We start from the raw sequence: 23,620 nt of genomic DNA, 5'->3' as shown, positions 1-23,620 counted from the left end.
GGCGGGTTCCCTTCTGCCCCAAAGGGGCGATTACATGCCCGAATAGAGCGGGAAGCGGTCGCAGAGCGCCTTGACCCCGGCACGGACCTTGGCCTCAACCTCGGCATTGCCCTCTTCGCCGTTGGCGGCCAGGCCGTCCACGACTTCGATGATCCAGCGGGCGATCTGGCGGAACTCCGACTCGGCAAAGCCGCGGGTGGTGCCGGCCGGCGCGCCAAGGCGGATGCCCGAGGTCACAAAGGGCTTTTCGGGATCGAACGGCACGCCGTTCTTGTTGCAGGTGATGTGGGCGCGGCCAAGCGCGGCCTCGGTCGCCTTGCCGGTCACGCCCTTGGGACGCAGGTCGGCCAGGCAGAGGTGGTTGTCGGTGCCGCCGGACACGATGTCGACGCCGCCCTTCATCAGCTCATCCGCCATGGCGGCCGCGTTCTTGACCACCTGCGCGGCATAGGTCTTGAACTCGGGGCGCAGCGCCTCGCCAAAGGCCACGGCCTTGGCGGCGATCACATGCATCAGCGGGCCGCCCTGAAGACCGGGGAAGACCGCGCTGTTGATCTTCTTGGCGATCTCGGCGTCGTTGGTCAGGATCAGGCCGCCGCGGGGGCCGCGCAGCGACTTGTGCGTGGTCGAGGTGACGACATGGGCATGGGGCAGCGGCGAGGGATGCACGCCACCGGCGACCAGGCCGGCGATATGGGCCATGTCCACCATCAGGTAGGCGCCGACTTCGTCCGCGATCTTGCGGAAGGCGGCCCAGTCCCAGACCCGGCTATAGGCGGTGCCGCCGGCGATGATCAGCTTGGGCTTGTTCTTGCGGGCGCTTTCGGCAACCGCATCCATGTCCAGCTGGTGGTCCTGCTGGCGCACGCCATAGCTGACGACGTTGAACCATTTGCCCGACATGTTCACGGGCGAGCCGTGGGTCAGGTGGCCGCCCGAATTCAGGTCCAGGCCCATGAAGGTGTCGCCCGGCTGCAGCAGCGCCAGGAACACGGCCTGGTTCATCTGGCTGCCGCTGTTCGGCTGGACGTTGGCATATTCGCAGCCGAACAATTCCTTGGCACGCTCGATCGCCAGGTTCTCGGCGATGTCGACATACTGGCAGCCGCCGTAATAGCGCTTGCCCGGATAGCCTTCGGCGTATTTGTTGGTCAGGACCGAGCCCTGAGCCTCCATCACGGCGCGGCTGACGATGTTCTCGGATGCGATCAGCTCGATCTCGTCGCGCTGGCGACCCAGTTCCTGGGTGATGGCTTGGGCGATATCGGCGTCACGGCTGGCCAGGCTTTCGGTGAAAAAGCCATTGTCGCGGCTAGGGGCGTTCATCTCTCGCGTCCTTCTTTGGCTGGGCGGCTGCGGGTTTGCGCCTTCTAACGCAACGTTCTGCTTGCGGAAAGTGACAAAACGACCCCCTTGGCACGGTTGCGACCTTCTGCCCGGCGGGGGGTTGTCATCGGCACGGCTGCGCGTGATGCTGCGCGGCACTCAGGGGGACGCGTGGCCGATGACGCCCAGGATACATTTCACTGCCAGCCAGGCCGCGCCGGCCCGGGCCGCCCTGGCGGTTCTGGCCCATCGCTACGGCAATGCCGAGCTGAGCCGGGCCCAGGTGGTGGTGGCGCTTGGCGGCGACGGATTCATGCTTCAGACCCTGCATGCAACGCAGGGGCGGGACCTGCCCGTCTATGGGATGAACCGCGGCACCGTCGGTTTTCTGATGAACAGCTACAGTGCCGATGACCTGCCCGAGCGCCTGGATGCGGCCGAGGAGACGGTGATCAATCCGCTGCGCATGCGCGCCACCTGCGCCGACGGCACCTGCCATGCGGCGCTGGCCATCAACGAGGTCAGCCTGCTGCGCGAAGGGCCGCAGGCGGCCAAGCTGCGCATCCATGTCGACGGCCGGATGCGGATGGAGGAACTGGTCTGCGACGGCGCGCTGATCGCCACGCCCGCGGGATCGACGGCCTACAACTATTCGGCGCATGGACCGATCCTGCCGATCGGCTCCGAGGTGCTGGCCCTGACCGCCATCGCGCCGTTCCGCCCGCGCCGCTGGCGGGGGGCGCTGCTGCCCAAGGCTGCCGAGGTGGTGGTCGAGGTGCTGAACCCCGAACGCCGCCCGGTCATGGCGGATGCCGACAGCCGTTCGGTCCGCCACGTGACCCGCGTCCAGATCCAGAGCGCCTCTGACATCCGCCACCGGCTGCTGTTCGACAGCGGCCACGGGCTGGAGGAACGCCTGCTGCGCGAGCAGTTCGTCTGACGGATTATCCTGCGCAGATCTGCTGCAGCGCCAGCCATTGTGGGTCGGTCAGCAGCACCGCCTGCATCGTGCCCGTGCGGATCGGGTCGGCCTCGATCAGCGGCAGGACGGCGGCGCCGGTGGGGTCGATGCTGCGGGCATAGGGTTCGGTCGACAGGCCCCGTTCGGCGAATGCCGCGGGCAAGGCCGCCAGGTCGGGGCGCGGCAACAGCTGGTCCAAGAGCTTGTCCCCGTATCCCGCCAGCGCGTCGCGGGGCATGGTGCCAAGCGTCATCAGCCGCAGCGACGCCATCATCCCGGCGTGGCGCAGCGCGTCCAGCGTCACGGCCTTGTCGTCCCGCGCCAGCCGTGCCGAGATCAGGTGCCCGGCCGCGGCCTCGGGGCTGGGCGTGGCCGCCAGCAGGTCATTGCCCAGCACGTACAGATCGCCCGGCAGGCGAAGGGCGCCGTTCAGCGGCCCCGGCAGGACCCGCACCAGCGCCTGGCTGCCGACCAGCCCGGGCGTGATCCAGTCCAGCACCTGCTGGCCGGTCCTGCGCTGACAGACCGGACCCATCTCGCGTTCCAGGTCATCGACGATCTGCAGGCCGATGGTGCGGGCCTGGGCGGGCGGGGCGATCCGGGCGGCGTGACGGATCAGCGCGTCCGGCAGCCAGAAGATGCCCGCCGCCAGCATCGCCAGCACCGCGAGCCCCGTCACTACGCCGCGCAGGCGACGGGGGGGCGTGCCGCGATGCCGGGCAATCGCCTGATGCACACGTTCGATCGCCTCGATCATCAAGGGATCGTCGACTTCGACCGTCTCGTCGGGCCCTGAAGAGTTGGGAGAATAGACAGCCGGCATCCGGCCGGGGTTCAGCCGCGCCACCGCCGGCAGTGACCAATGCGACAGCGGCCGGTCGGATCTGGGATCCATCAAGGTCAGGGTTGCTTCCCCAAGCGACACCACGACTTCGCGCATCTGCGCATCGGGTGTCTCGCGCCACGAGCCCTGCGCCTCGAGCCGTTGGAATTCTGTCAGCGCGGTCATGGCTTTGGCCTTGGGGTCGTCCAGTCGGTTCCCCAGACCATAGCGCCGCGCCGCATCGCGTCAATGCGGCGCGGGGTGGGCGGGACGGGTTTATTCGACCGGATCGGCGACCCGCATCCCCTTTTCACGCGCCAGGATGCGCATGCGCTCCTGAAGCTTCTCGAAGGCGCGCACCTCGATCTGGCGGATCCGTTCCCGCGAGACGCTGTAGCGGCTGGAAAGATCCTCCAGCGTCATCGGATCGTCCCGCAACCGCCGCTCCATCAGAATGTCACGCTCGCGCTCGTTCAGCACGTCCATCGCATCGACCAGCATCCGGCGGCGGGTGTCCAGTTCCTCGTTCTCGGCATAGGCCTCGGCCTGATTGGCGTCGGTATCCTCCAGCCAGTCCTGCCACTGCGCCGCCGATTCTCCGTCGCCCGAACCCACCTGCGCGTTCAGGGAGGCATCGCCCCCCGACAGGCGCCGGTTCATGTCGATGACCTCTTTCTCGGTCACGTTCAATTCGGTCGCGATCTGAGCGACGTTCTCGGGGCGCAGGTCGCCTTCTTCCAGCGCGCCGATCTTGGACTTGGCCTTGCGGAGGTTGAAGAACAGCTTTTTCTGGGCACTGGTGGTGCCCATCTTTACCAGCGACCAGGACCGCAGGATGTATTCCTGGATCGAGGCGCGGATCCACCACATCGCATAGGTGGCCAAGCGGAAGCCGCGCTCAGGATCGAACCGCTTGACCGCCTGCATCAGGCCCACATTGGCCTCGCTGATCACCTCGGCCTGCGGCAGGCCGTAACCGCGATAGCCCATGGCGATCTTGGCGGCCAGGCGCAGGTGGCTGGTCACCAGCCGATGCGCGGCTTCGCTGTCCTCATGATCGGCCCAAGCCTTGGCCAGCATGTATTCTTCTTCGGGCTCCAGCAGCGGAAACTTGCGGATCTCTTGCAAATAGCGGTTCAGACCCTGTTCCGGACTGGGGGCAGGAAGGTTTCCATAAGTCGCCATGGTCGATACCCTTTCGCAGAGAAAGCCGAACGCAGCCCGCTGCCGCCCAGTTCCCGGCGCGCATCGGGGTGACATGCGGCGTCCTGTCCTGCCGCTTTCGGCCGATCTGTAACCTGTGTCCGCGCCTGCCGGCCGTCAAGAGGCCGCGCGTAGCAGATCAAGAAGATGCTGCATATCCGCAGGCAAGGGGCTGTCGAAGGCCAGGGGCTGCCCGGTCACGGGATGATCGAACCCCAGATGCGCCGCGTGCAGGGCCTGTCGTGGGAAGCCCGCTGCCGCCGCTGCCGCGGAACCCAAGGCGCGCGCCGAAGCCCGCCGCGCGCCGCCATAGACCGGGTCGCCGATCAGCCCCAGCCCCGCATGGGCCATGTGCACGCGGATCTGGTGCGTGCGCCCGGTCTCCAGCCGGCATTGGACCAGCATCGCGCAGGGCGGCGTACCGAAACGTTCCAAGAGCGTGGCGCGGGTGACCGCATGGCGGCCCTTGTCGAAATAGACCGCCTGCTTTTGCCGGTCGGTCGCGTGGCGCGCCAGCCGGGTCGTGATCTTGAGGACGGCACCCTCCTCGAAGCTGACGCCGGGCGTGCCGCGCAGGCGCGGATCGGCGCCGTCGATCACCCCATGCGCCAATGCCAGATAACGCCGCTGAGCGCTATGCGCCTCGAACTGGGCGGCCAGGCCGTGATGGGCGCGGTCGGACTTGGCCACGACCAGCAGGCCCGATGTGTCCTTGTCGATCCGGTGCACGATGCCCGGCCGCTTTTCCCCGCCGATCCCCGACAGCGAGTCGCCGCAATGGGCCAGCAGCGCGTTGACCAGCGTGCCGGTGGGGCTGCCGGGGGCAGGGTGAACGACCATTCCCGCGGGCTTGTCGATCACGATCAGGTCATCATCCTCGTGGACGATGCTCAGCGGGATGGCCTCGGGTCGCGTTTCGACGGGTTCGGGCGGGGCAAGGGCGATCAGGTATTCCTCTCCCTCCGCGACGCGAGCCTTGCCGTCGCGCGCGACACCCTGCGGACCCATGACCGCGCCCTCCGCGATCAGACGGGCCAGCCGCGACCGCGACAGCGCCGCCTCCTCTGGCACCGCCATCGCAAGCGCCTTATCAAGCCGGTCGGGCGGGTTCGCCGGGATGGTCACGGATAGGTTCGACATGGCGGATGATGATACCGACTGGAAGGCTGCTGCGAAAGCCGTCCCGGAGCTGCGCTTTCTGAAGGCGCTGGTCAGCGGGCTGGCCTTGGTGATGGGGCTGGGCATGATCGCGGTCGTGGCGCTGCTGTGGATGCGCCTGAACCAGCCGGTGCTGCCCAAACTGCCCGACCGGATCGCCCTGCCGCAGGGGGCCACGGCCCAGGCCGTGACCTTTGCCCGCGACTGGATCGTGGTGGTCAGCGATGCGGGCGAGGTGCTGCTCTACGACCGCGCGGGCCAGCTGGTCAGCCGAACCGCGCTGCCCTGATCAGTCGGCCTTGCGGGCCGATTCCAGCGCGTCCAGGCGGGCCTTGAGGCTGGCGTTCTCGGTGCGGGCCTTGATGGCCATCTCGCGCACGGCCTCGAACTCCTCACGCGTGACGAAGTCCCGGTCAGCCAGCCAGCGGTCAACCCAACCCTTCATCGCGTTCTCGGCCTCCGAGCGCGCGCCATGGGCGACACCCATCGCATTGGTCATCAGTTTCGAGATGTCGTCGAAAAAGCGGTTCTGAGTGGTCATGTCACTTGGCCTCTTGTCCTGGTTGCCCCCTATATGGTTCACGGCGCGGCCCGGTTCAATGCGGCGTTCCGTGTTGACACCGCGGCATCGCCCACTAGCGTGCGCGCCGAATTGCAGCCGAGGTTCCATGATCCCCTTTCCCGATATCGCGCCCGAGATCTTCACGATCAACCTGGGCGGACTGTCGCTGTCGCTGCGCTGGTATGCCTTGGCCTATCTGGCGGGGCTGATCATCGGCTGGCGCCTGATCGTGGCCATGATGCGCCGGCCGCGCCTGTGGGGGGACGGGGCGCCCGTGGCACCCGATCGGGTCGACGACCTGCTGACCTGGGTGATCCTGGGCGTGATCCTGGGCGGTCGCTTGGGTTTCGTACTGTTCTACGAGCCCGCCTATTACCTGGCGAACCCGGCCGAGATCCTGAAGGTCTGGCAGGGCGGGATGAGCTTTCACGGCGGCCTTGCGGGGGTGATCCTGGCCACATGGGCATGGGCGCGGACGCAGGGCGTGCCAGTCCTGCGGCTGGCCGACGCGATGGCCGTGGTGGCACCGATCGGCATCTTTTTCGGGCGCATCGCCAATTTCATCAATGCGGAACTGTGGGGACGGCCGACCGACCTGCCCTGGGGCGTCATCTTTCCGGGTGAGGCAGCGCAGGCCTGCGCGGGCGTCGAAGGCCCCTGCGCCCGCCATCCCAGCCAGCTTTACGAGGCCGGGCTGGAGGGGTTGCTTCTGGGTTTGATTCTGCTGGCCGTGGTGCGCGGCGGCGGGTTGCGCCGGCCGGGGCTGTCCTTCGGAATATTCCTTGCCGGCTATGGGCTTGCCCGCATGTTCGTCGAATTGTTCCGGGTGGCCGATGCGCAGTTCATCAGCTCGGACAACCCGCTTGGCCACGTGCTGGGCGGCCCGGTCATCGGCCTGACGATGGGACAGTTGCTGTCGCTGCCCATGGTCCTGATCGGCCTGCTGCTGGTCTGGCGTGCGCGCCGGCGGCCGGCCATCGCGGCCGCATGACGCCGCTGGCCGGGATCATCGCGGCGCGGATCCGCGCCACGGGGCCGATCAGCCTGGCGGACTACATGCAGATCTGCCTGCTGGACAGCCGGTACGGTTACTATGCCACGCACGACCCGTTCGGGCAGAAGGGCGACTTTGTCACCTCCCCCGAAATCCACCAGGTCTTTGGCGAAATCTGCGGCCTGGCGCTGGCGCAGGCCTGGATGGACCAAGGCCGACCCGCGCCCTTCACGCTGGCCGAACCCGGCCCGGGGCGTGGCACGCTGATGGCCGACATGCTGCGCACGCTGCGCGCCGTGCCGGGGATGCGCGAGGCCGCGGAGGTCGCGTTGATCGAGGCATCGCCCCATCTGCGCCAGGTCCAGACAGAGAGACTGGGGCAGGTCCTGCACCTCGATCATGTCGAGGACCTGCCGGTCAAGCCACTGTTCATGATCGCAAATGAATTCATTGACGCGCTGCCCATCCGGCAGTTCCAGATGACCGAAGGAGGCTGGAGAGAGCGGATGGTCGGCCTCTGCGACAAAGGCACGCTGAGGCTTGGTCTGGGCGAGGTCGTGCCCCTGCCGCGCGAGGGGTCTGTGGGCGACATCGTCGAGGAGTGCCCGGAGGGCGTGGCCTTCGTCGAGGCCCTGGGCCGGCGCATCGCCGCCCAAGGCGGGGCCGCGATCATCATCGACTATGGCGGCTGGAACGGATTTGGCGACACTTTCCAGGCGCTATGCAACCACCTACCCGAGGACCCGCTCGCCCATCCGGGCGAGGCTGACCTGACGGCGCATGTGGATTTTGCGCCCCTGGCCGCCGCCGCCCTGCGCGGCGGTGCCGAAGTGTCCCGGCCCCTGCGGCAAGGGGACTGGCTGCTGGCCCTGGGCGCGGAGGCGCGGGCGCGCAAGCTGGAGGCCGCCGGGGACGCAGGCGCCATGTCGGCGCTTCATCGCTTGACCCATCCGTCGGAAATGGGTCACCTGTTCAAGGCAATGGCCATCTGGCCCAAAGGAGCGCCCGCCGTCCCCGGCTTTGTGGCGCTGGAGTAGCATGCAGACGACGCTCGAAATCCTGACCCACCCGCTGCTGTCCGACGTAAAGCACGGATTTTTCACCAGAAAGGGCGGGGCGTCCTCGGGCCTGTTTGCGGGGCTGAATTGTGGACGGCGGTCCAGCGACCAGAGCGACATGGTGCAGGTGAACCGGGCCCGAGTGGCAAGCGCCATGGGTGTTGCGGCGCAGCATCTGGCGACGGTGAAACAGGTCCATTCGGCCGATGTGGTGACACTTGGCGACGGGGATGATGTCGAAAAGGTCAGGGAAATCCAAGCCGATGGGCTGGTGACGGCGCGGCGGGACGTGGCGGTGGCCGTGCTGACGGCCGATTGCCAGCCGGTGCTGCTGGCCGATGCCGGGGCGGGCGTGGTGGGGGCCTGCCATGCCGGGTGGCGCGGGGCGCTTGGCGGCGTGATCGAGGCGACCGTGGCCGCCATGCGGCAGCTGGGGGCGACCGATATCCGGGCGGTGATCGGTCCCACGATCAGTCAGCGCGCCTATGAGGTCGGCGAGGATTTCATGGATGAGTTTCTGGCCGAAGACGATGAGTATCAGAGGTTCTTCAGCGGCGGACCCGCCGGTCGGCCGATGTTCGACCTGCCGGGTTTCGGCCTGATGCGGCTGCGCGCGGCCGGGGTGGAGGCCGAGTGGTCCGGGCATTGCACCTATTCGGACCCGCAGCGGTTCTTCAGCTATCGCCGGTCGACGCATGAGGGGCAACCGGATTACGGGCGACTGATCAGCGCCATCGCATTATAGGCCCGCACAGGGCATGCTCGCGGGTGACACCATGCGTGCACCGATCGTGCACAGCTTGCGGGCGTTGCTTTTACCGGTTTGCGCGTCAGCCGGCTTCGCGGACGCGCTCCTCGACGATCTCGAAGGGAACGGCGGGTTCGTCCTTGGCGCCGCGGATCACCAGCGAGGTCTTGACCGAGGCCACGTTCGGCGCGGCGGTCAGGCTGTTGGTCAGGAAGCGCTGGAAGGTCGAGAGGTCCGGAGAGACGCATTTCAGGATGAAGTCGATCTCGCCGTTCAGCATGTGGCATTCGCGGACCAGCGGCCATCCTTGGACCAGCGCCTCGAAGGCGGAAAGGTCGCGTTCGGATTGCGAGGCCAGCCGCACCATGGCGAAGACCTGAACCTCGAATCCCAGTTCGCGGGCATCCAGGATGGCATGGTAGCCGCGGATATAGCCCAGCTCCTCCAGCGTGCGGACGCGGCGCAGGCAGGGAGGCGCCGAGATGCCGACGCGGCGGGCCAGTTCGACATTGGTCATGCGGCCATCGGCCTGCAGTTCGGCCAGGATCTTGCGGTCGATGTCGTCGAGCTTGGCGCCGGCCATGTTGATCTTTCTTCTGTTCGGTCGTGGCGTTGCCGGAAACTACAATGTGCTCTGGCTTTGCGCAACATTCTTTCTGGAAATCCGCATGCGCGGCTGCGGGGCGTGATGCGTTGCAGTCGGCCGCGCGAGCGATTACCTCATGCACAAACCGGCAAAGGGGCGCAAGATGACCGAACGCAGCCATGTTAAACTTTTGATCATTGGATCGGGGCCTGCGGGCTATACCGCCGCCGTCTATGCCTCGCGCGCGATGCTGGAGCCGATGCTGATCCAGGGGATGCAGCCCGGCGGGCAGCTGACCATCACCACCGAGGTCGAGAACTGGCCCGGCGAGACCGAGATCCAGGGCCCCGAGTTGATGGTGAAGATGGAGGCTCATGCCCTGGCGATGGGGGCCGAGGTCGTGACCGACATGGTCACGCGGCTGGACCTGTCGTCGCGGCCCTTCACGGCCGAATGCGACAGCGGGCGGGTGGTCCGGGCGGATGCCGTGATCCTGGCGACGGGCGCGCAGGCGCGCTGGCTGGGCCTGCCCTCGGAGGAGAAGTTCAAGGGCTTTGGCGTCAGCGCCTGCGCGACCTGCGACGGGTTCTTCTACCGCAACCGCGAGGTCATCGTGATCGGCGGCGGCAATACCGCGGTCGAGGAGGCGCTGTTCCTGACCAAGTTCGCCAGCAAGGTGACCCTGGTTCATCGGCGCGACAGTCTGCGGGCGGAAAAGATCCTGCAGAACCGGCTGCTGAACCATCCCAAGGTGGAGGTGATCTGGAACCACGAACTGTCCGAGGTCTCTGGGGCCGAGACGCCGATGGGCGTGACGGGCGCGGTCCTGCGCAACCTGCTGGACGGGACCACGCGGCAGGTTCCGGCCGACGGCATCTTTGTGGCGATCGGCCATGCGCCGGCCAACGAATTGGTCAAGGACCAGCTGGAACTGCACAACGGCGGCTATGTGAAGGTCGAGCCCGGCAGCACCCGCACTTCGATCCCCGGGGTGTTTGCGGCGGGCGACCTGACCGATCACGTCTATCGCCAGGCCATCACCAGTGCGGGCATGGGCTGCATGGCGGCGCTGGATGCCGAGCATTTCCTGGCGGCGCAGGACGGGGTCGAGACCGTGCCCGAGCAACTGGTGGCCAGCATCGCCTGAACCACTAATGTGAAAAAAGGCCCGGATCGCCGATGCGGTCCGGGCCTTTCATGTTCAGCATGTGCCGTCAGCGGCGGGTGCGCGACCGTTCACGGGCCGGACCCTCGCCCGCATGATCCAGCGCGCCCGAGGGCGCGGTGTTGCGTTCGGTCGCGGCCATGCCCTTTTTACCGGGATCGGCGTCGGGGTCGGTCGGATGGAGTGGCGCGCCGTCCTCCATCATCGGGTTCTGGTCCTGGGCACTTTCCTTCATCTCCATCGCCTTGCGGGACAGGTCCGACTGGCTGGAAATGTCGTCACTGCCCGACTGGCGGCGGTCGCGTTCGGCCATGGCGCGATCCAGAGCGGCGTTGAGGTAATCCGCCTTGCTGCGCGTGCCTTCGTTGCCGCCGGCGGGGTTGATGCCGGCCGGATCGGCCTTGCCGCGTGCTTCGCGGCCCTGGCGGTCGCTGATGTCGCGCGCGCGGTTGCGGCGGTCGCGCAGCAGGGGAATCAGGTCCGAGAGTTCCTTGTCGCTGAGGGCACCAAGGGCCGGTTGACGGGCGCGGTCGGCCAGGTCCTGTTCGTCCTTGCTGAGGGCACGCTGTTCTTCGGGGGTTGCGGCGTCATGGCTCATGGCGGTGATCCTTGTCTTGATTTGCTGGAAAAACCAACGGAAGCGGGGCTGCAAGGTTCCCTTTGGGCAGGCCGAGGCTGGCCTTTGCAACAGTTCCACAAAAGCGTTTTCCCAGACTTGAATATCGCTTTGAAGGCCGCTAGGACTGCGGCCAAGCGACGCGAGCCAACCTGGCCGTGTTCTCATTCTGATTGTTCAACCACTCGAGCGCTCGACATGACCCTTCCGAACCAGACCCCGATTCCCGAGCTTTACGTCTCGTCCGAGGCGGCCGCCGCGCTGAAGGACGAAGCGGGCCAGATGCCCAGCTGGGACCTGACCGCACGCCAGATCTGCGATCTGGAGCTGCTGATGAACGGCGGCTTCAACCCGCTGAAGGGCTTTCTGACCCAGGCCGATTACGAGGGCGTGGTCGAGAACATGCGCCTGGAATCGGGCGCCCTGTGGCCGATGCCCATCACTCTGGACGTGAACGAGAAGTTTGCCGAGGGGCTGGAGCCGGGCACCGACATCGCGCTGCGCGACCAGGAGGGCGTGATCCTGGCGATCATGTCGGTCACCGACAAATGGGTCCCGAACAAGGCCCGTGAGGCCGAGAAGGTCTTTGGCGCCGACGACCTGGCGCATCCGGCCGTCAACTATCTGCACAACGTGGCGGGCCCCGTCTATCTGGGCGGCCCGATCAAGGGCCTGCAGGCGCCGACGCATTACGATTTCCGCGCCCGCCGCAACACGCCGAACGAGCTGCGCGCCTTTTTCAAGAAGCTGGGCTGGAGCCGCGTCGTGGCCTTCCAGACGCGCAACCCGCTGCACCGCGCCCACCAGGAGCTGACCTTCCGCGCCGCGCGCGAGGCCCAGGCCAACCTGCTGATCCATCCGGTCGTGGGCATGACCAAGCCGGGCGACGTGGACCATTTCACCCGCGTCCGCTGCTATGAGGCGGTGCTGGACAAGTATCCGGCGGCGACCACGAACCTGTCGCTGCTGAACCTGGCGATGCGCATGGCGGGCCCGCGCGAGGCGGTCTGGCACGGGCTGATCCGCAAGAACCACGGCGTCACGCATTTCATCGTCGGCCGCGACCATGCCGGCCCCGGCAAGAACAGCGCGGGCCAGGACTTCTATGGTCCCTATGACGCGCAGGAGTTGTTCAAGCAGTTCCAGGACGAGATCGGCGTCGAGATGGTCGACTTCAAGCACATGGTCTATGTGCAGGAAAAGGCCAGCTATTATCCCGCCAACGAGGTGCCCGAGGGCGCGACGGTCCTGGACATCAGCGGCACCGAACTGCGCCGCCGCCTGCGCGAAGGTCTGGACATTCCCGAATGGTTCAGCTTTCCCGAGGTCGTCCAGCAGCTGCGCCGCACCTCGCCGCCGCGCGCCCAGCAGGGCTTCACGGTCTTCTTCACCGGCCTGTCGGGTTCGGGCAAGTCGACCGTCGCCAATGCGCTGATGGTCAAGCTGATGGAGATGGGCGGGCGTCCCGTGTCGCTGCTGGACGGCGACGTGGTCCGCAAGCACCTGTCGTCGGAGCTGGGCTTTTCCAAGGAGCACCGCGACATCAACATCAAGCGCATCGGCTATGTCGCCTCCGAGATCACCAAGAACGGTGGCATCGCGATCTGTGCGCCGATCGCGCCTTATACCGCGACCCGCCGCGCCGTGCGCGAGATGGTCGAGGCAGGTGGGGCATTTGTCGAGGTTCACGTCGCAACGCCCTTGGACGAATGCGAAAAGCGCGACCGGAAGGGGCTGTACAAGCTGGCCCGCGAAGGCAAGATCAAGGAATTCACCGGGATCTCGGACCCCTATGAGGAGCCGGCCAAGCCCGAGCTGCGCGTGGATACGACCGACATCGACGTGGATGCCGCCGCCCACCAGGTGCTGCTGAAGCTGGAAGGCATGGGGCTGATCGGCCTCAGCTGATCCCCCACCGACCTTGTTTAGGCCCCGGCACCGTGCCGGGGCCTTTTCGCGTTCCACTATCCGGGCCTGGCCCGGCCATGTCGAGGGCAGGCGATGAGCGACAATCAGGCGACCGGCTGGCGATCATCGCTGGAAGTGTTCGACCTGGCGACAGGGACAGTGCGGGTGGCCCTGCGCACGCCGCAGCTGATCGAGGCGCCGAACTGGCATCCCGAGGGCTGGTTCTTGGTCAACGGCGACGGGCACTTGTGGCGCGCCGACGCGAGCGGTCTGACACCAATCAAGACGGGCAGCGCCGAGCGGTGCAACAACGACCACGGCTTTCTGCCCGATGGCGGGATCATCTTTTCGGCCCATGACGGCAGCGGGGCGCGTATGCATGTGCATGACGCGCAGGGCCTGCGTGCCCTGCCACAGCCGCGTCCCAGTTGGTGGCACGGCGCCAACGCGCGGCACCTGTGCTATGCCTGCGTGCGCGGCGGTGACCGGATCGTGCGCATTGCCCGCAGCGACCTGGATGGGGGGAATGAAATCGTCCTGACGCCGGGGGCGGCCCATCATGACGGACCCGATTTCTCGGCCTGCGGGCAGCATATCTGGTTCAACTCGGATGCGACGGGCCATGCGCAGATCTGGCGGATGCGGCTGGATGGCGCCGAGGCCGCGCCGGTCTTTCACGATGAGAATGTGAACTGGTTTCCCCATCCCTCGCCCTGCGGCGGGCATGTGGTCTACCTGGCCTATGCGCCGGGGACCGAGGGGCATCCGCGCGACCGTGACGTGTCGCTGTGGATCATGCGGCCCGACGGAAGCGGGCGGCACAAGCTGCTTGACCTGTTCGGAGGGCAGGGCACGCTGAACGTGCCCTGCTGGTCCCCGGATGGGCAGGCCTTCGCCTTCATGCGCTATGCGCCAGAGGCCTAGTGCACGCTGACGGGCGACAATTCGTTCTGGCGCGCCAGCATGAAGGCCATGTTGCGGTCCTGAACCAGGGCCAGGCGTTCGCCGTCGGTGTCGTGCACGGCATACATCGTCTCGACGCCCGGCAACTGGTCGCGGATGTCGTCGGGCAGCGTCTCGGTCGCGACGGTGCGGATGTAGACCGTCTGGGTGTTTTCGGTGTCACCGAAGTTGAATTTGCTGTTCATGGTGATCCCCTTACTTGCGGCTGATCGGTATGGTCTTGACGACCTGCTGGGGTTGGACCCGGCGCAGGTCGACATGCAGAAGCCCGTTTTCCATGGCGGCCGAGACGACCTCGACCCCGTCGGCCAGCACGAAGCTGCGCTGGAAGGCGCGGGCGGCGATGCCGCGATGCAGGAAGACGCGGTTCTCATCGGCCTCGGGCATGCGGCCGCGGATGACAAGCTGCCGGTCCTCGGTGGTGATGGCCAGGGCGGCTTCGGAAAAGCCCGCGACGGCCAGGGTGATGCGGAACCCGTCGGGTGCCATGTGTTCGATGTTGTAGGGCGGATAGCCTTCGGCCCCTTTGGCGGCACGTTCCGCCAGGCGTTCCAGCTGGTCGAAGCCCAGCAGATAGGGGTGAGCCCCCAAGGAAATCTTCGTCATCTCAGCCCTTTGCGTTGAAGCGACTGTCCGGCTGCGGCCCCGTGTCGGCGGCCTTTCCGGTTTCCTCAATATGGTAACGTCGCAGGCCCCCTGCAAGATCCACGGTTTAGGAGGGGGGCACCATGCCGCAGGCGACCATGGCGCGGCGGATCGCGTTGCCCGATCCGGCCAGGGGAAAGCTGGTCGTGATCTGCCCCGAGGTGACCTGGGCATGGTGCCCCTCCAGCAGGGCCTCCAGCAGGGTCGATCCGGACATGGCAGGGGCCGACAGGACAGGACCATCGGCGGTGAAGGGCACGTCCAGCCGCCAGCCGTCGACGCCCAGCACGACCGAGTGGTCCACCCCCGTAAGCTCGACCACCCCCGGCTGGCCATCGCGGCAGCGATAGCTGAGCGTCCGGCCATGGACCTGCACGGTGGCCGCATGGGCATCGGCGCCGGGCGTTTCCGTGACCGTCCAGCCGCCGATCGGCTGGCGCGACAGAAGGTCGGCTTGGCAGGCGGAGGTGGCGCAGTCCTGCGGTTCGCCATGAGAGGTCGCAAGCAGGGAACAGGACTGGGGGCAGGGCGGGTCTGCTGGCTGGGCCGAGGCTGGGGCCGCGAAGATCAGGAAGATGATGCCGAGGGGAAGAGCGGCTGTCTGCATGACGGAGCTCCGGGCAGGGCGAACGCGAAACCGACAAGATCCTGTAGATCAAGGTGCCGCGTTCCGGTTTGTTTGGCAATGGGTTGCCGCAGGGGAAGGCCCGAAATCCGCACGGTTCCGAAAGGATCCTGTTAACAAGCCAGCGGGTTGCGGCTATATCTTGTGACACAAGGCCACGCGCTTCAGCAGAGTCCGCCCGATGAACATGCAGCACTCGATGACCCATGACGAGATCAGCCGCGCCCGGCTGGAGGCCCTGCGCTGCGAGCATCGCGACCTGGACGAGGCGATCGCCGCCCTGCAGGACCAGCAGCTGACCTCGTCCCTGGCGCTGCAGCGCCTGAAGAAGCAGAAGCTGGTGTTGAAGGACCGCATCGCCCGGCTGGAAGACGAGCTGACCCCCGACATCATCGCCTGATTGCGAGCCGCGCGCGCCCGCGCTATGCGGGGGCCCAACGGACGCTGACGGGGACATGCGATGGACAGAGCGGTGGGAATCATCATGGGCAGCCAGTCGGACTGGCCAACCATGCGCGAGGCGGCCTCGATCCTGGACGAGCTGGGGATCGGCTATGAGGCGCGGATCGTCAGCGCCCACCGCACCCCGGACCGGCTGTGGACCTATGGCAAGACCGCCGTCGAGCGGGGCCTGCGCGTCATCATCGCGGGCGCGGGCGGCGCCGCGCATCTGCCCGGCATGATGGCCTCGAAGACGCGGGTGCCGGTGATCGGCGTGCCGGTCCAGACCAAGGCGCTGTCGGGGGTGGATTCGCTCTATTCGATCCTGCAGATGCCCAAGGGCTATCCGGTGGCGACCATGGCCATCGGGGCTGCGGGGGCCGCCAATGCCGGGCTGATGGCGGCAGGAATCCTGGCGCTGTCGGATGCCGATCTGGCCGCCCGTCTGGATGCCTGGCGCGAGGCGCTGTCGGCCTCGATCCCCGAGGAGCCGCGCGATGAGTGAGATCCGGACCATCGGCATCCTGGGCGGCGGCCAGCTGGGCCGCATGCTGTCGGTTGCGGCCAGCCGCCTCGGGCTGCGCTGCCACATCTTCGAGCCGGGCGCGGCGCCCGCGGGCGACGTGGCCTGGCGTGTGACAAGCGCCCCCTATGAGGACGAGGCCGCGCTGCGCGACTTTGCGCAATCGGTCGATGTCATCACCTATGAATTCGAGAACGTGCCGACCAGCGCGCTGGACCTGCTGGAATCGATCCGTCCGATCCGCCCGAACCGCCGCGCGCTGGCGGTGTCGCAGGACCGGCTGACCGAGAAAGCCTTCCTGAACGAGATCGGCCTGACGACCGCGCCCTTTGCCGATGTGCCGGACCAGGCGGCGCTGGAGGGGGCGATTGCGCAGATCGGCCGGCCCTCGATCCTCAAGACCCGGCGGATGGGCTATGACGGAAAGGGCCAGGTCCGCATCGGTGAGACGGGCGGGGCCGAATGGACCGGCGCGCCTTCGGTGCTGGAGGGTTTCGTCGCCTTCACGGCCGAGATCAGCGTCATCATCGCGCGCGGCGCCGACGGGCAGGTGGCGGCCTTCGACCCCGGCCTGAATGTCCACGAGGGCGGCATCCTGCGCACCACGACCGTGCCCTGCGGCCAGCCGGCGCGGGTCACGACCGACGCGGTCCTGATCGCCGCCCGCATCGCCAATGCGCTGGATTACGTGGGCGTTCTGGGGGTCGAGCTGTTCGTGACGCCGCAGGGCCTGATCGTGAACGAGATCGCGCCCCGCGTGCACAATTCCGGCCACTGGACGCAGGCGGGCTGCGCCGTCGACCAGTTCGAGCAGCACATCCGCGCTGTGGCGGGCCTGCCCCTGGGCGACGGCAAGCGCCATGCCGATGTGGTGATGGAGAACCTGATCGGCGAGGACATGGACCGCGTGCCGGACCTGCTGCGCGCGCCGCGCACGCAGGTGCATCTTTACGGCAAGGGCGAGGCGCGTCCCGGTCGCAAGATGGGGCATGCGAACCGGATCAGCGGCTAGGCGCGTGCGCTTTTCCCGAAGCTGACTGACGGAAACACCCCGCAGGGGTCCGGGGGCGGCAAGCCCCCGGAAGTCGCGGGACGCAATCCTATTCGGCCGCCTGCTTGACCGCCGTCTCGGAGCCCGACTTCATTCGGAAGCCGCGCTCCAGCTGGTCGAAGGGGGCCACCGGATAGTCGCCCGAGAAGCAGGCGTCGCAATATTGCGGACACTTGCTGTTGCGCCCCTCCGCCTCGCCCACGGCCCGATAAAGCCCGTCCAGCGACACGAAGGACAGGCTGTCCACGCCGATCCAGTCGCGCATCTCGTCGGTGGACATGTTCGCGGCCAGCAGCTTGTCGCGGTCGGGCGTGTCCACGCCATAGAAGCAGGGCCAGGAGGTCGGGGGCGAGGCGATGCGGAAATGCACCTCGGCCGCGCCCGCGTCCAGGATCATGTCCTTGATCTTGCGGCTGGTGGTGCCGCGCACCACGCTGTCATCGACCAGCACCACGCGCTTGCCGGCGATCAGGGCGCGGTTCACGTTCAGCTTCAGCCGGACGCCCATGTTGCGGATCTGCTCGGACGGTTCGATGAAGGTCCGGCCCATGTACTGGTTGCGGATGATCCCCATGCCATAAGGAATGCCCGATTCCTGTGCAAAGCCGATGGCCGCCGGGGTGCCGCTGTCGGGCACGGGGCAGACCAGGTCGGCCTCGACTGGCGCCTCGCGGGCCAGTTCCACGCCGATCTGGCGGCGGGTCTCATAGACGGACCGGCCGCCGATGATGGAATCGGGGCGCGAGAAATAGACATGCTCGAAGATGCAGAACCGCCCCGTGGAGGGGCCGAAGGGGCGCGAGGAGACGACCTCGCCCTTGGAGATCACGACCATCTCGCCGGGCTCGATCTCGCGCAGGAACTCGGCACCGATGATGTCCAGCGCGCAGGTTTCCGAGGCCAGGACATAGCCGTCCTCGCCCACCCGGCCTAGGACCAGCGGCCGCACGCCCAAGGGGTCGCGCACGCCGATCAGCTTGGTCCGGGTCATGGCGATGACGCTGAAGGCGCCTTCGATCCGGCGCAGCGCGTCCTTCATCCGCTCGGGGATGTTGCGCTGGATGGACCGGGCCATCAGGTGGATGATGCATTCGCTGTCCGAGGAGGACTGAAAGATCGAGCCGCGCTCGATCAGTTCGCGGCGCAGCGCATTGGCGTTGGTGATGTTGCCGTTATGGGCGATCGCGCAGCCGCCCATGTGAAACTCTCCGAAGAAGGGCTGGACGTCGCGGATGGCGGTGTTGGCCTTGGTCCCGGCGGTCGAATAGCGCACATGGCCGATGGCCAGCGAACCGGGCAGGGTTGCCATCAGTTCGGGCTTGGTGAAGTTGTCGCGCACATAGCCGAAGCGATGGGCGCTGTTGAACCCGTGTTCGGGGTCATGGGCCACGATGCCGCCGGCCTCCTGGCCGCGGTGCTGCAGGGCATGGAGCCCCAGTGCGACGAAGTTCGAAGCATCGGCCACGCCGATGGCACCGAAGATCCCGCACTCTTCGTGCAGTCGGTCCGAATCGAACGGATGGGCCAGGAAGGGTTGCATCGGCACGTCCTGTGATGGCTGGGGGCTGTCGGGGGCTATGTAGTCCTGCCGTCCCGTAAAGTCACGCCCCCGCGGATGGGCGGGGGCGCTTTTTCGTCATCGGACTGTCGTGTTGCTGCCGGCGGTCCGGCATCGGCCGTCAGTTGGCGGCCGGGGGCGTCGCGGTGGGGCTGAGGGTGGTGGCATCGGCGGTGCAGGCGCGGACCATCTGTTCATAGCGGCCCACGATCCAGCCCGGCGCGTCCTGGGGGATCTGTTCGTCCATCTGGCCGCGCATCCGTTCGAACACCTGAGCAGAACGCGAGTCCTCGACCATGGCCACGGTCTGGCTGGTCATGACGCGGTCATAGACGATGAAGGCGATCGCGACCAAGAGGATGCCGCGGGCCACGCCAAAGAGAAAGCCGATCCCCTGGTCCACCCCGCCCAGTGCCGAACGCTGGACCACGCTGGAAAACAGCGGCGTGATGATCGAGAAGACCACCAGCGCCAGCGCAAAGACCGCGGCAAAGGCCGCGATGGTGGCCAGTTCGCAGCTGTCGCCCATGAAGCGGTCCAGCACCGGCAGCTGCGCCACCATCGGCCGCACCGTCGGCGCGAAGAGGAAGGCCAGGATTGCCGCGCCGATCCAGCCCAGGATGGCCAGCGATTCGCGCACGAAGCCGCGCGACCAGGCGAGGATCGCCGAGAGGATGATGACACCCGCCACCACGGCGTCGATGATCGTAAAGCCGTCCATGTTCCTGTCCCTTGCGCCGGTTTTCTTTGTCGATCAGGCGGTTCAGCCGGCGCCGAAGACCTCGCCCACAAATGCCGTCAGGTCGGTGATGCGCCTGAGCGCCATTCCGGACCCGTTCTTGTCTGGTCCCTCAACCTTGGAGGCGTCGGGTAAAATCGCTTGTGAAAAACCAAGTTTCTGCGCCTCTTTCAACCGGTTTTCGGCCTGTGCGACGGGGCGCAGCGCCCCCGAAAGGCTGATCTCGCCAAAAAGGACGGCATCGGGAGGCAAGGGGCTGTCCTCGCGCGCCGACAGAAGCGCGCCGGCGATGGCCAGGTCGGCGGCGGGTTCGGCGACCTTCATGCCGCCCGCCACGTTCAGGAACACGTCGAGGCCCGCGAAGGGGATGCCGCAGCGTGCCTCCAGCACCGCCAGGATCGTGCTGACGCGGCCGCTGTCCAGCCCGACGACGGTGCGGCGCGGGCTGGCCAGCGTCGAGGGCGCGACCAGGGCTTGGACCTCGGTCAGGACGGGGCGTGTGCCCTCGATGCCTGCAAAGACCGCGCTGCCGGCGATCGGCTGGCCGCGTTCCGACAGGAACAGCGCCGAAGGGTTGGCGACCTCGGAAAGGCCCGCGCCGGTCATCTCGAAGACGCCGATCTCTCCCGAGGGGCCGAAGCGGTTCTTGACCGAGCGCAGGATGCGGAACTGGTGGCCGCGCTCGCCCTCGAAGTAAAGGACGGTGTCGACCATGTGCTCGACCACGCGGGGGCCGGCGATCTGGCCTTCCTTGGTGACATGGCCCACCAGGATCACGGCTACGCCGCGCCGCTTGGCAAAGGTCACCAGCTCATGCGCGGCGGCGCGGACCTGGGCCACGCTGCCGGGTGCGGCCTCGACCGTGTCCGACCAGAGCGTCTGGATCGAGTCGATCACGGCCACGTCCGGGCGTTCGGCGTCCAGCGTCGTCAGGATGTCGCGCAGGTTGGTTTCCGCCCCGAGGCGCATGGGCGCATCCGCCAGGCCAAGGCGCTGCGCGCGCATGCGGACCTGGGCGCTGGCTTCCTCTCCCGAAAAGTAGATCGCCTGGAGGTCGTGGCGTGAAAACGCCGCCGCCGCCTGCAGGAGCAGCGTCGATTTGCCGATGCCCGGATCGCCGCCGACCAGCAGGGCCGAGCCGGGGACGAGGCCGCCGCCCAGGACGCGGTCGAATTCCTCCATTCCCGAGAGGCAGCGGGGCGGGGGCGGTTCGCTGGTGGTCAGGCCGGAGAGCGGCACGGCGCGGCCCTTGGCGGCGCCGAGGCCGCGGCCCGGCCCCTGCGACAGGGGCCCTTCCTCGACAATGGTGTTCCAGGCGTTGCAGGCGTCGCAGCGCCCGGCCCATTTCTTGTGGGCCGCGCCGCAGGCGGTGCAGGTGAAGGCGGTGACGGATTTTGCCATGCCCCTCATGTGGCACCCGGCGGCGGGCGTCGCAAGATGGGTATTTGCGCCACGAAGACGCCGCTCACGCCTTTGTCGGCTTGAAATCCGGGGGCGGCGGGGTCAGGGTCCGGGCGGAAATTCAGGGGCTTGGACCATGGCCATAGGCTTTTCGCGCTACGAATTCATGATCGCCTGGCGCTATCTTCGGGCGCGGCGCGCCGAGGGCGGGGTCAGCGTCATGACCTGGATCAGCCTGATCGGCATCGCCCTGGGGGTGATGGCGCTGATCGCCACGCTGGCCGTGCGCGCGGGGTTCCGGGCCGAGTTCGTGGACACGATCCTGGGCGCCAATGCGCATACGACCGTCTATATGGCGCCGCGGCAGATCACGAACGAGTACACCGACGACGTCCATGTCGTGCCGGGCCGGATCGCCGATTACGAGGAGATGGCCGCGCGGCTGGCCGAACTGCCGGGCGTGACCCGCACCGCCGCCGTGATCAAGGGGCAGGTCATGGCCAGCGCCAATGACAGCTCGAACGTGGCCGAGGTCTTTGGCATCCGCCGCGCCGACCTGGAGGCGATGCCGCGGATCGTGGACCCCGAGACCTCCTATGGTGACCTGGACCGGTTCGGCGAGGGGATCGCCATCGGGTCGGGGATCGCACGCGAGCTGGGGGTGGGCCTGGGCGACCGCATCCGGCTGATCGCGCCCGAGGGGGCGCGGACCGCCTTTGGCACCACGCCGCGGGTCAGCGCCTATGAGGTGACCTATGTCTTCAGCGCCGGGCGCTATGACATCGACCGGACGCGCATCTACATGCCGCTGGAGGAGGCGCAGTCCTATTTCAACCGCGAGGGCGTCGCCGACGAGATCGAGGTCTTTGTCGAGCGCCCCGAGCAGGTGGACGAATGGACCCTGCCGCTGATGCAGGCGGCGGGAGACTTGGCGCAGGTCTGGAACTGGCGCGACGCGTCCGGGTCCTTCCTGTCGGCGCTGGACATGGAGGATGACGTGATGTTCGTCATCCTGTCGGTGCTGGTGCTGATCGCGTCGATGAACATCACCAGCGGGCTGATCATGCTGGTCAAGAACAAGGGCCGCGACATCGGCATCCTGCGCACGATGGGCCTGACCGAAGCATCGGTGCTGCGGGTGTTCTTTCTGTGCGGGGCCTTCACCGGCATCATCGGCACCCTGGCCGGGGTGCTGCTGGGCGTGCTGCTGGCGCTGAACGTGGAGAACATCATGGCCGCGCTGAACGCGCTGACCGGCGGTGGGGCCTGGCAGCCCGAGGTGCGCGGCATCTATCGCCTGCCGGCAGAGCTGCGGGCCTGGGACATCGCCCGCGCCGTCGGCCTGTCGCTGACGCTGTCCTTCATCGTCACGATCTTTCCCGCGCGCCGTGCCGCCCGGATGAACCCGGTGGAGGCCCTGCGCTATGAATGAGGTGCTGCGGCTGGAAGGGGTGGCCAAGACCTATGCCAAGGACGGGCCCGCGCCCGTCACCGTGCTGTCGGCGCTGGACCTGAGCGTGGCGCGCGGCGAGGTCGTGGCCCTGGTGGCGCCGTCGGGGGCGGGCAAGTCGACCCTGCTGCATATCGCGGGTCTGCTGGACACGCCCGATGCGGGGCGGGTGATCCTGTCGGGGCGCGACATGACCGGGCTGCCGGACCGCGCCCGGACCGAGGCGCGCCGACGCGAGCTGGGCTTTGTCTATCAGTTCCATCATCTGCTGCCGGAATTCAGCGCGGCCGAGAACATCGTCCTGCCGCAGCTGGCCAACGGCGTCGGCGCGCGGGACGCGCAGGCGCGGGCGGCGGACCTGCTGGGCCGCGTGGGGCTGGCGCACCGGGCGGACCATCGCCCGGCGCAGATGTCGGGCGGTGAGCAGCAGCGCGTGGCCTTCTGCCGGGCGCTGGCCAATGGGCCCGCCCTGCTGCTGGCGGATGAACCTACGGGGAACCTGGACCCTGAAACCTCGGACCGGGTGTTCGACGTGCTGATGGGGCTGGTGCGCGAGACTGGGCTGTCGGCGCTGATTGCCACGCATAACCATGCGCTGGCGGCGCGGATGGACCGGATCGTGCGGCTGGCCGGAACGGCCTGATCGTTGCACCCGCGCCGGCGGCGGTGCAAACTGTGCGGACAATAAACCTGAAGGGGGCAGCAATGCGGGCAGTGATCATGGCGGGGATGTCGGGGCTGGCCCTGGCGGGACTGGTGGCGGCCTGCGCGCCCGAAGCGGCGCCCACGGGGGCCGCGCGTGATTATGCGGATTACTGCGCCGCCTGCCACGGGCCGGCCGGGCGCGGCAATGGCCCGGCGGCGGTGGGAATGCAGCCCGCTCCGGCCGACCTGACGCAGCTGGCGGCCCAGAACGGCGGCGTCTTTCCCAAGTCCCGCGTGATGGGGCAGCTGGTCGGCTATACGATGGGCCGCAGCGAATCCCATATGCCGGTCTTTGACGCGCTGCGCGAGGGGCCGGTGGTGATGTATGACGACGGGTCGGGGCAGCGTGTGGCGACGCCGGCGCGGCTGGTCGCGATGGCCGATTACCTCCAGACGCTGCAAAAGTAACCC

The 23,620-nt window shown here is 67.5% G+C and carries 27 protein-coding genes; 14 read left to right on the top strand and 13 right to left on the bottom strand.

What is annotated here, in order from left to right:
- Positions 1-30: 30 nt before the first annotated feature.
- Positions 31-1,326: a serine hydroxymethyltransferase gene (glyA, locus tag ACNR9W_RS08950; RefSeq protein WP_419267707.1), complete on the bottom strand. Its 1,296-nt coding sequence runs from the start codon at positions 1,324-1,326 to the stop codon at positions 31-33.
- Between the two features lie 178 nt (positions 1,327-1,504).
- On the opposite strand from glyA, the gene ACNR9W_RS08945 reads away from it, so the two are divergent.
- On the top strand, positions 1,505-2,266 hold the full coding sequence (locus tag ACNR9W_RS08945) for an NAD kinase (RefSeq protein ID WP_419267708.1): 762 nt from the start codon (positions 1,505-1,507) through the stop codon (positions 2,264-2,266).
- Between the two features lie 4 nt (positions 2,267-2,270).
- Here ACNR9W_RS08945 and ACNR9W_RS08940 read toward each other — a convergent pair whose 3' ends face one another.
- From ACNR9W_RS08940 to ACNR9W_RS08930, 3 genes are all read right to left on the bottom strand, one after another.
- Complete coding sequence (locus ACNR9W_RS08940; RefSeq protein WP_419267709.1) at positions 2,271-3,296, bottom strand: hypothetical protein; 1,026 nt, start codon at positions 3,294-3,296, stop codon at positions 2,271-2,273.
- A gap of 90 nt (positions 3,297-3,386) precedes the next feature.
- On the bottom strand, positions 3,387-4,295 hold the full coding sequence (rpoH, locus tag ACNR9W_RS08935; protein ID WP_419267710.1) for an RNA polymerase sigma factor RpoH: 909 nt from the start codon (positions 4,293-4,295) through the stop codon (positions 3,387-3,389).
- A 135-nt stretch (positions 4,296-4,430) separates the two neighbouring features.
- Positions 4,431-5,453 (bottom strand): RluA family pseudouridine synthase, encoded by a 1,023-nt coding sequence (locus tag ACNR9W_RS08930; RefSeq protein WP_419267711.1) that lies wholly within the window; start codon positions 5,451-5,453, stop codon positions 4,431-4,433.
- On the opposite strand from ACNR9W_RS08930, the gene ACNR9W_RS08925 reads away from it, so the two are divergent.
- The gene (locus ACNR9W_RS08925; protein WP_419267712.1) at positions 5,452-5,760 is read left to right on the top strand and encodes a DUF6476 family protein; all 309 of its coding nucleotides are present in this window, start codon (positions 5,452-5,454) and stop codon (positions 5,758-5,760) included. The two genes, ACNR9W_RS08930 and ACNR9W_RS08925, sit on opposite strands and share 2 nt — an antisense overlap.
- On the opposite strand, the gene ACNR9W_RS08920 is transcribed toward ACNR9W_RS08925, so the two are convergent.
- Positions 5,761-6,012 carry an accessory factor UbiK family protein gene (locus ACNR9W_RS08920; RefSeq protein ID WP_419267713.1) on the bottom strand — a complete coding sequence of 84 codons (252 nt, stop codon included), beginning with the start codon at positions 6,010-6,012 and terminating at the stop codon, positions 5,761-5,763. It abuts the gene before it with no gap.
- A 127-nt stretch (positions 6,013-6,139) separates the two neighbouring features.
- Between ACNR9W_RS08920 and lgt the strand changes: the two genes are divergently transcribed.
- Genes lgt through pgeF form a run of 3 tightly spaced genes read left to right on the top strand, consistent with a single transcriptional unit; the run spans position 6,140 to position 8,830 of the window.
- Positions 6,140-7,024, top strand: coding sequence for a prolipoprotein diacylglyceryl transferase (gene lgt, locus ACNR9W_RS08915; protein ID WP_419267714.1), 885 nt, complete (start codon positions 6,140-6,142; stop codon positions 7,022-7,024).
- Positions 7,021-8,064: a class I SAM-dependent methyltransferase gene (locus tag ACNR9W_RS08910; protein ID WP_419267715.1), complete on the top strand. Its 1,044-nt coding sequence runs from the start codon at positions 7,021-7,023 to the stop codon at positions 8,062-8,064. Before lgt ends, ACNR9W_RS08910 begins: the two co-directional genes overlap by 4 nt.
- Position 8,065: 1 nt before the next feature.
- The gene (gene pgeF / locus ACNR9W_RS08905) at positions 8,066-8,830 is read left to right on the top strand and encodes a peptidoglycan editing factor PgeF (protein ID WP_419267716.1); all 765 of its coding nucleotides are present in this window, start codon (positions 8,066-8,068) and stop codon (positions 8,828-8,830) included.
- Between the two features lie 85 nt (positions 8,831-8,915).
- Here pgeF and ACNR9W_RS08900 read toward each other — a convergent pair whose 3' ends face one another.
- Positions 8,916-9,416 (bottom strand): Lrp/AsnC family transcriptional regulator, encoded by a 501-nt coding sequence (locus ACNR9W_RS08900; RefSeq protein ID WP_419267717.1) that lies wholly within the window; start codon positions 9,414-9,416, stop codon positions 8,916-8,918.
- 166 nt (positions 9,417-9,582) lie between these two features.
- Between ACNR9W_RS08900 and trxB the strand changes: the two genes are divergently transcribed.
- Positions 9,583-10,566, top strand: coding sequence for a thioredoxin-disulfide reductase (gene trxB, locus ACNR9W_RS08895; protein WP_419267718.1), 984 nt, complete (start codon positions 9,583-9,585; stop codon positions 10,564-10,566).
- Between the two features lie 67 nt (positions 10,567-10,633).
- On the opposite strand, the gene ACNR9W_RS08890 is transcribed toward trxB, so the two are convergent.
- Positions 10,634-11,182 carry a hypothetical protein gene (locus ACNR9W_RS08890; RefSeq protein WP_419267719.1) on the bottom strand — a complete coding sequence of 183 codons (549 nt, stop codon included), beginning with the start codon at positions 11,180-11,182 and terminating at the stop codon, positions 10,634-10,636.
- Positions 11,183-11,398: 216 nt separating this feature from the next.
- Between ACNR9W_RS08890 and ACNR9W_RS08885 the strand changes: the two genes are divergently transcribed.
- Positions 11,399-13,108, top strand: coding sequence for a bifunctional sulfate adenylyltransferase/adenylylsulfate kinase (locus ACNR9W_RS08885; RefSeq protein ID WP_419267720.1), 1,710 nt, complete (start codon positions 11,399-11,401; stop codon positions 13,106-13,108).
- A 93-nt stretch (positions 13,109-13,201) separates the two neighbouring features.
- The gene (locus ACNR9W_RS08880) at positions 13,202-14,032 is read left to right on the top strand and encodes a TolB family protein (RefSeq protein ID WP_419267721.1); all 831 of its coding nucleotides are present in this window, start codon (positions 13,202-13,204) and stop codon (positions 14,030-14,032) included.
- Here ACNR9W_RS08880 and ACNR9W_RS08875 read toward each other — a convergent pair.
- The 3 genes from ACNR9W_RS08875 to ACNR9W_RS08865 form a co-directional block, all read right to left on the bottom strand.
- Entirely contained in the window at positions 14,029-14,256 is a 228-nt protein-coding gene (locus tag ACNR9W_RS08875; protein WP_419267722.1) for a DUF1150 family protein, read from the bottom strand. The genes ACNR9W_RS08880 and ACNR9W_RS08875 overlap by 4 nt on opposite strands.
- Before the next feature lie 10 nt (positions 14,257-14,266).
- Positions 14,267-14,677, bottom strand: a complete 411-nt coding sequence (locus ACNR9W_RS08870; RefSeq protein ID WP_419267723.1) for an Hsp20 family protein — start codon at positions 14,675-14,677, stop codon at positions 14,267-14,269.
- Between the two features lie 106 nt (positions 14,678-14,783).
- Positions 14,784-15,323, bottom strand: a complete 540-nt coding sequence (locus tag ACNR9W_RS08865) for a hypothetical protein (RefSeq protein ID WP_419267724.1) — start codon at positions 15,321-15,323, stop codon at positions 14,784-14,786.
- A gap of 199 nt (positions 15,324-15,522) precedes the next feature.
- On the opposite strand from ACNR9W_RS08865, the gene ACNR9W_RS08860 reads away from it, so the two are divergent.
- Genes ACNR9W_RS08860 through ACNR9W_RS08850 form a run of 3 tightly spaced genes read left to right on the top strand, consistent with a single transcriptional unit; the run spans position 15,523 to position 17,317 of the window.
- The gene (locus ACNR9W_RS08860; protein ID WP_419267725.1) at positions 15,523-15,741 is read left to right on the top strand and encodes a YdcH family protein; all 219 of its coding nucleotides are present in this window, start codon (positions 15,523-15,525) and stop codon (positions 15,739-15,741) included.
- Positions 15,742-15,801: 60 nt separating this feature from the next.
- Positions 15,802-16,287: a 5-(carboxyamino)imidazole ribonucleotide mutase gene (gene purE, locus ACNR9W_RS08855; protein WP_419267726.1), complete on the top strand. Its 486-nt coding sequence runs from the start codon at positions 15,802-15,804 to the stop codon at positions 16,285-16,287.
- Positions 16,280-17,317, top strand: coding sequence for a 5-(carboxyamino)imidazole ribonucleotide synthase (locus tag ACNR9W_RS08850; protein WP_419267727.1), 1,038 nt, complete (start codon positions 16,280-16,282; stop codon positions 17,315-17,317). The genes purE and ACNR9W_RS08850 overlap by 8 nt, the downstream gene beginning before the upstream one ends.
- Before the next feature lie 88 nt (positions 17,318-17,405).
- Here the strand turns inward: ACNR9W_RS08850 and purF are convergent, their stop codons facing one another.
- From purF to radA, 3 genes are all read right to left on the bottom strand, one after another.
- Positions 17,406-18,896, bottom strand: coding sequence for an amidophosphoribosyltransferase (gene purF, locus ACNR9W_RS08845; protein WP_419267728.1), 1,491 nt, complete (start codon positions 18,894-18,896; stop codon positions 17,406-17,408).
- Between the two features lie 139 nt (positions 18,897-19,035).
- Positions 19,036-19,635: a CvpA family protein gene (locus tag ACNR9W_RS08840; RefSeq protein ID WP_419267729.1), complete on the bottom strand. Its 600-nt coding sequence runs from the start codon at positions 19,633-19,635 to the stop codon at positions 19,036-19,038.
- A 42-nt stretch (positions 19,636-19,677) separates the two neighbouring features.
- Positions 19,678-21,054, bottom strand: coding sequence for a DNA repair protein RadA (gene radA / locus ACNR9W_RS08835; protein ID WP_419267730.1), 1,377 nt, complete (start codon positions 21,052-21,054; stop codon positions 19,678-19,680).
- A gap of 136 nt (positions 21,055-21,190) precedes the next feature.
- Between radA and ACNR9W_RS08830 the strand changes: the two genes are divergently transcribed.
- The 3 genes from ACNR9W_RS08830 (at position 21,191) to ACNR9W_RS08820 (ending at position 23,617) form a co-directional block, all read left to right on the top strand.
- Positions 21,191-22,486 carry a lipoprotein-releasing ABC transporter permease subunit gene (locus tag ACNR9W_RS08830; RefSeq protein WP_419267731.1) on the top strand — a complete coding sequence of 432 codons (1,296 nt, stop codon included), beginning with the start codon at positions 21,191-21,193 and terminating at the stop codon, positions 22,484-22,486.
- Positions 22,479-23,147, top strand: a complete 669-nt coding sequence (locus ACNR9W_RS08825; RefSeq protein ID WP_419267732.1) for an ABC transporter ATP-binding protein — start codon at positions 22,479-22,481, stop codon at positions 23,145-23,147. Before ACNR9W_RS08830 ends, ACNR9W_RS08825 begins: the two co-directional genes overlap by 8 nt.
- 62 nt (positions 23,148-23,209) lie before the next feature.
- Positions 23,210-23,617, top strand: coding sequence for a c-type cytochrome (locus ACNR9W_RS08820; RefSeq protein ID WP_419267733.1), 408 nt, complete (start codon positions 23,210-23,212; stop codon positions 23,615-23,617).
- Positions 23,618-23,620 lie beyond the last annotated feature (3 nt).

The organism is Paracoccus sp. T5, assembly GCF_048538155.2.
GTDB lineage: Bacteria > Pseudomonadota > Alphaproteobacteria > Rhodobacterales > Rhodobacteraceae > Paracoccus.
The sequence above is the reverse complement of the archived record's forward strand: the minus strand, read 5'-3'. Positions and strand labels throughout refer to the sequence as shown.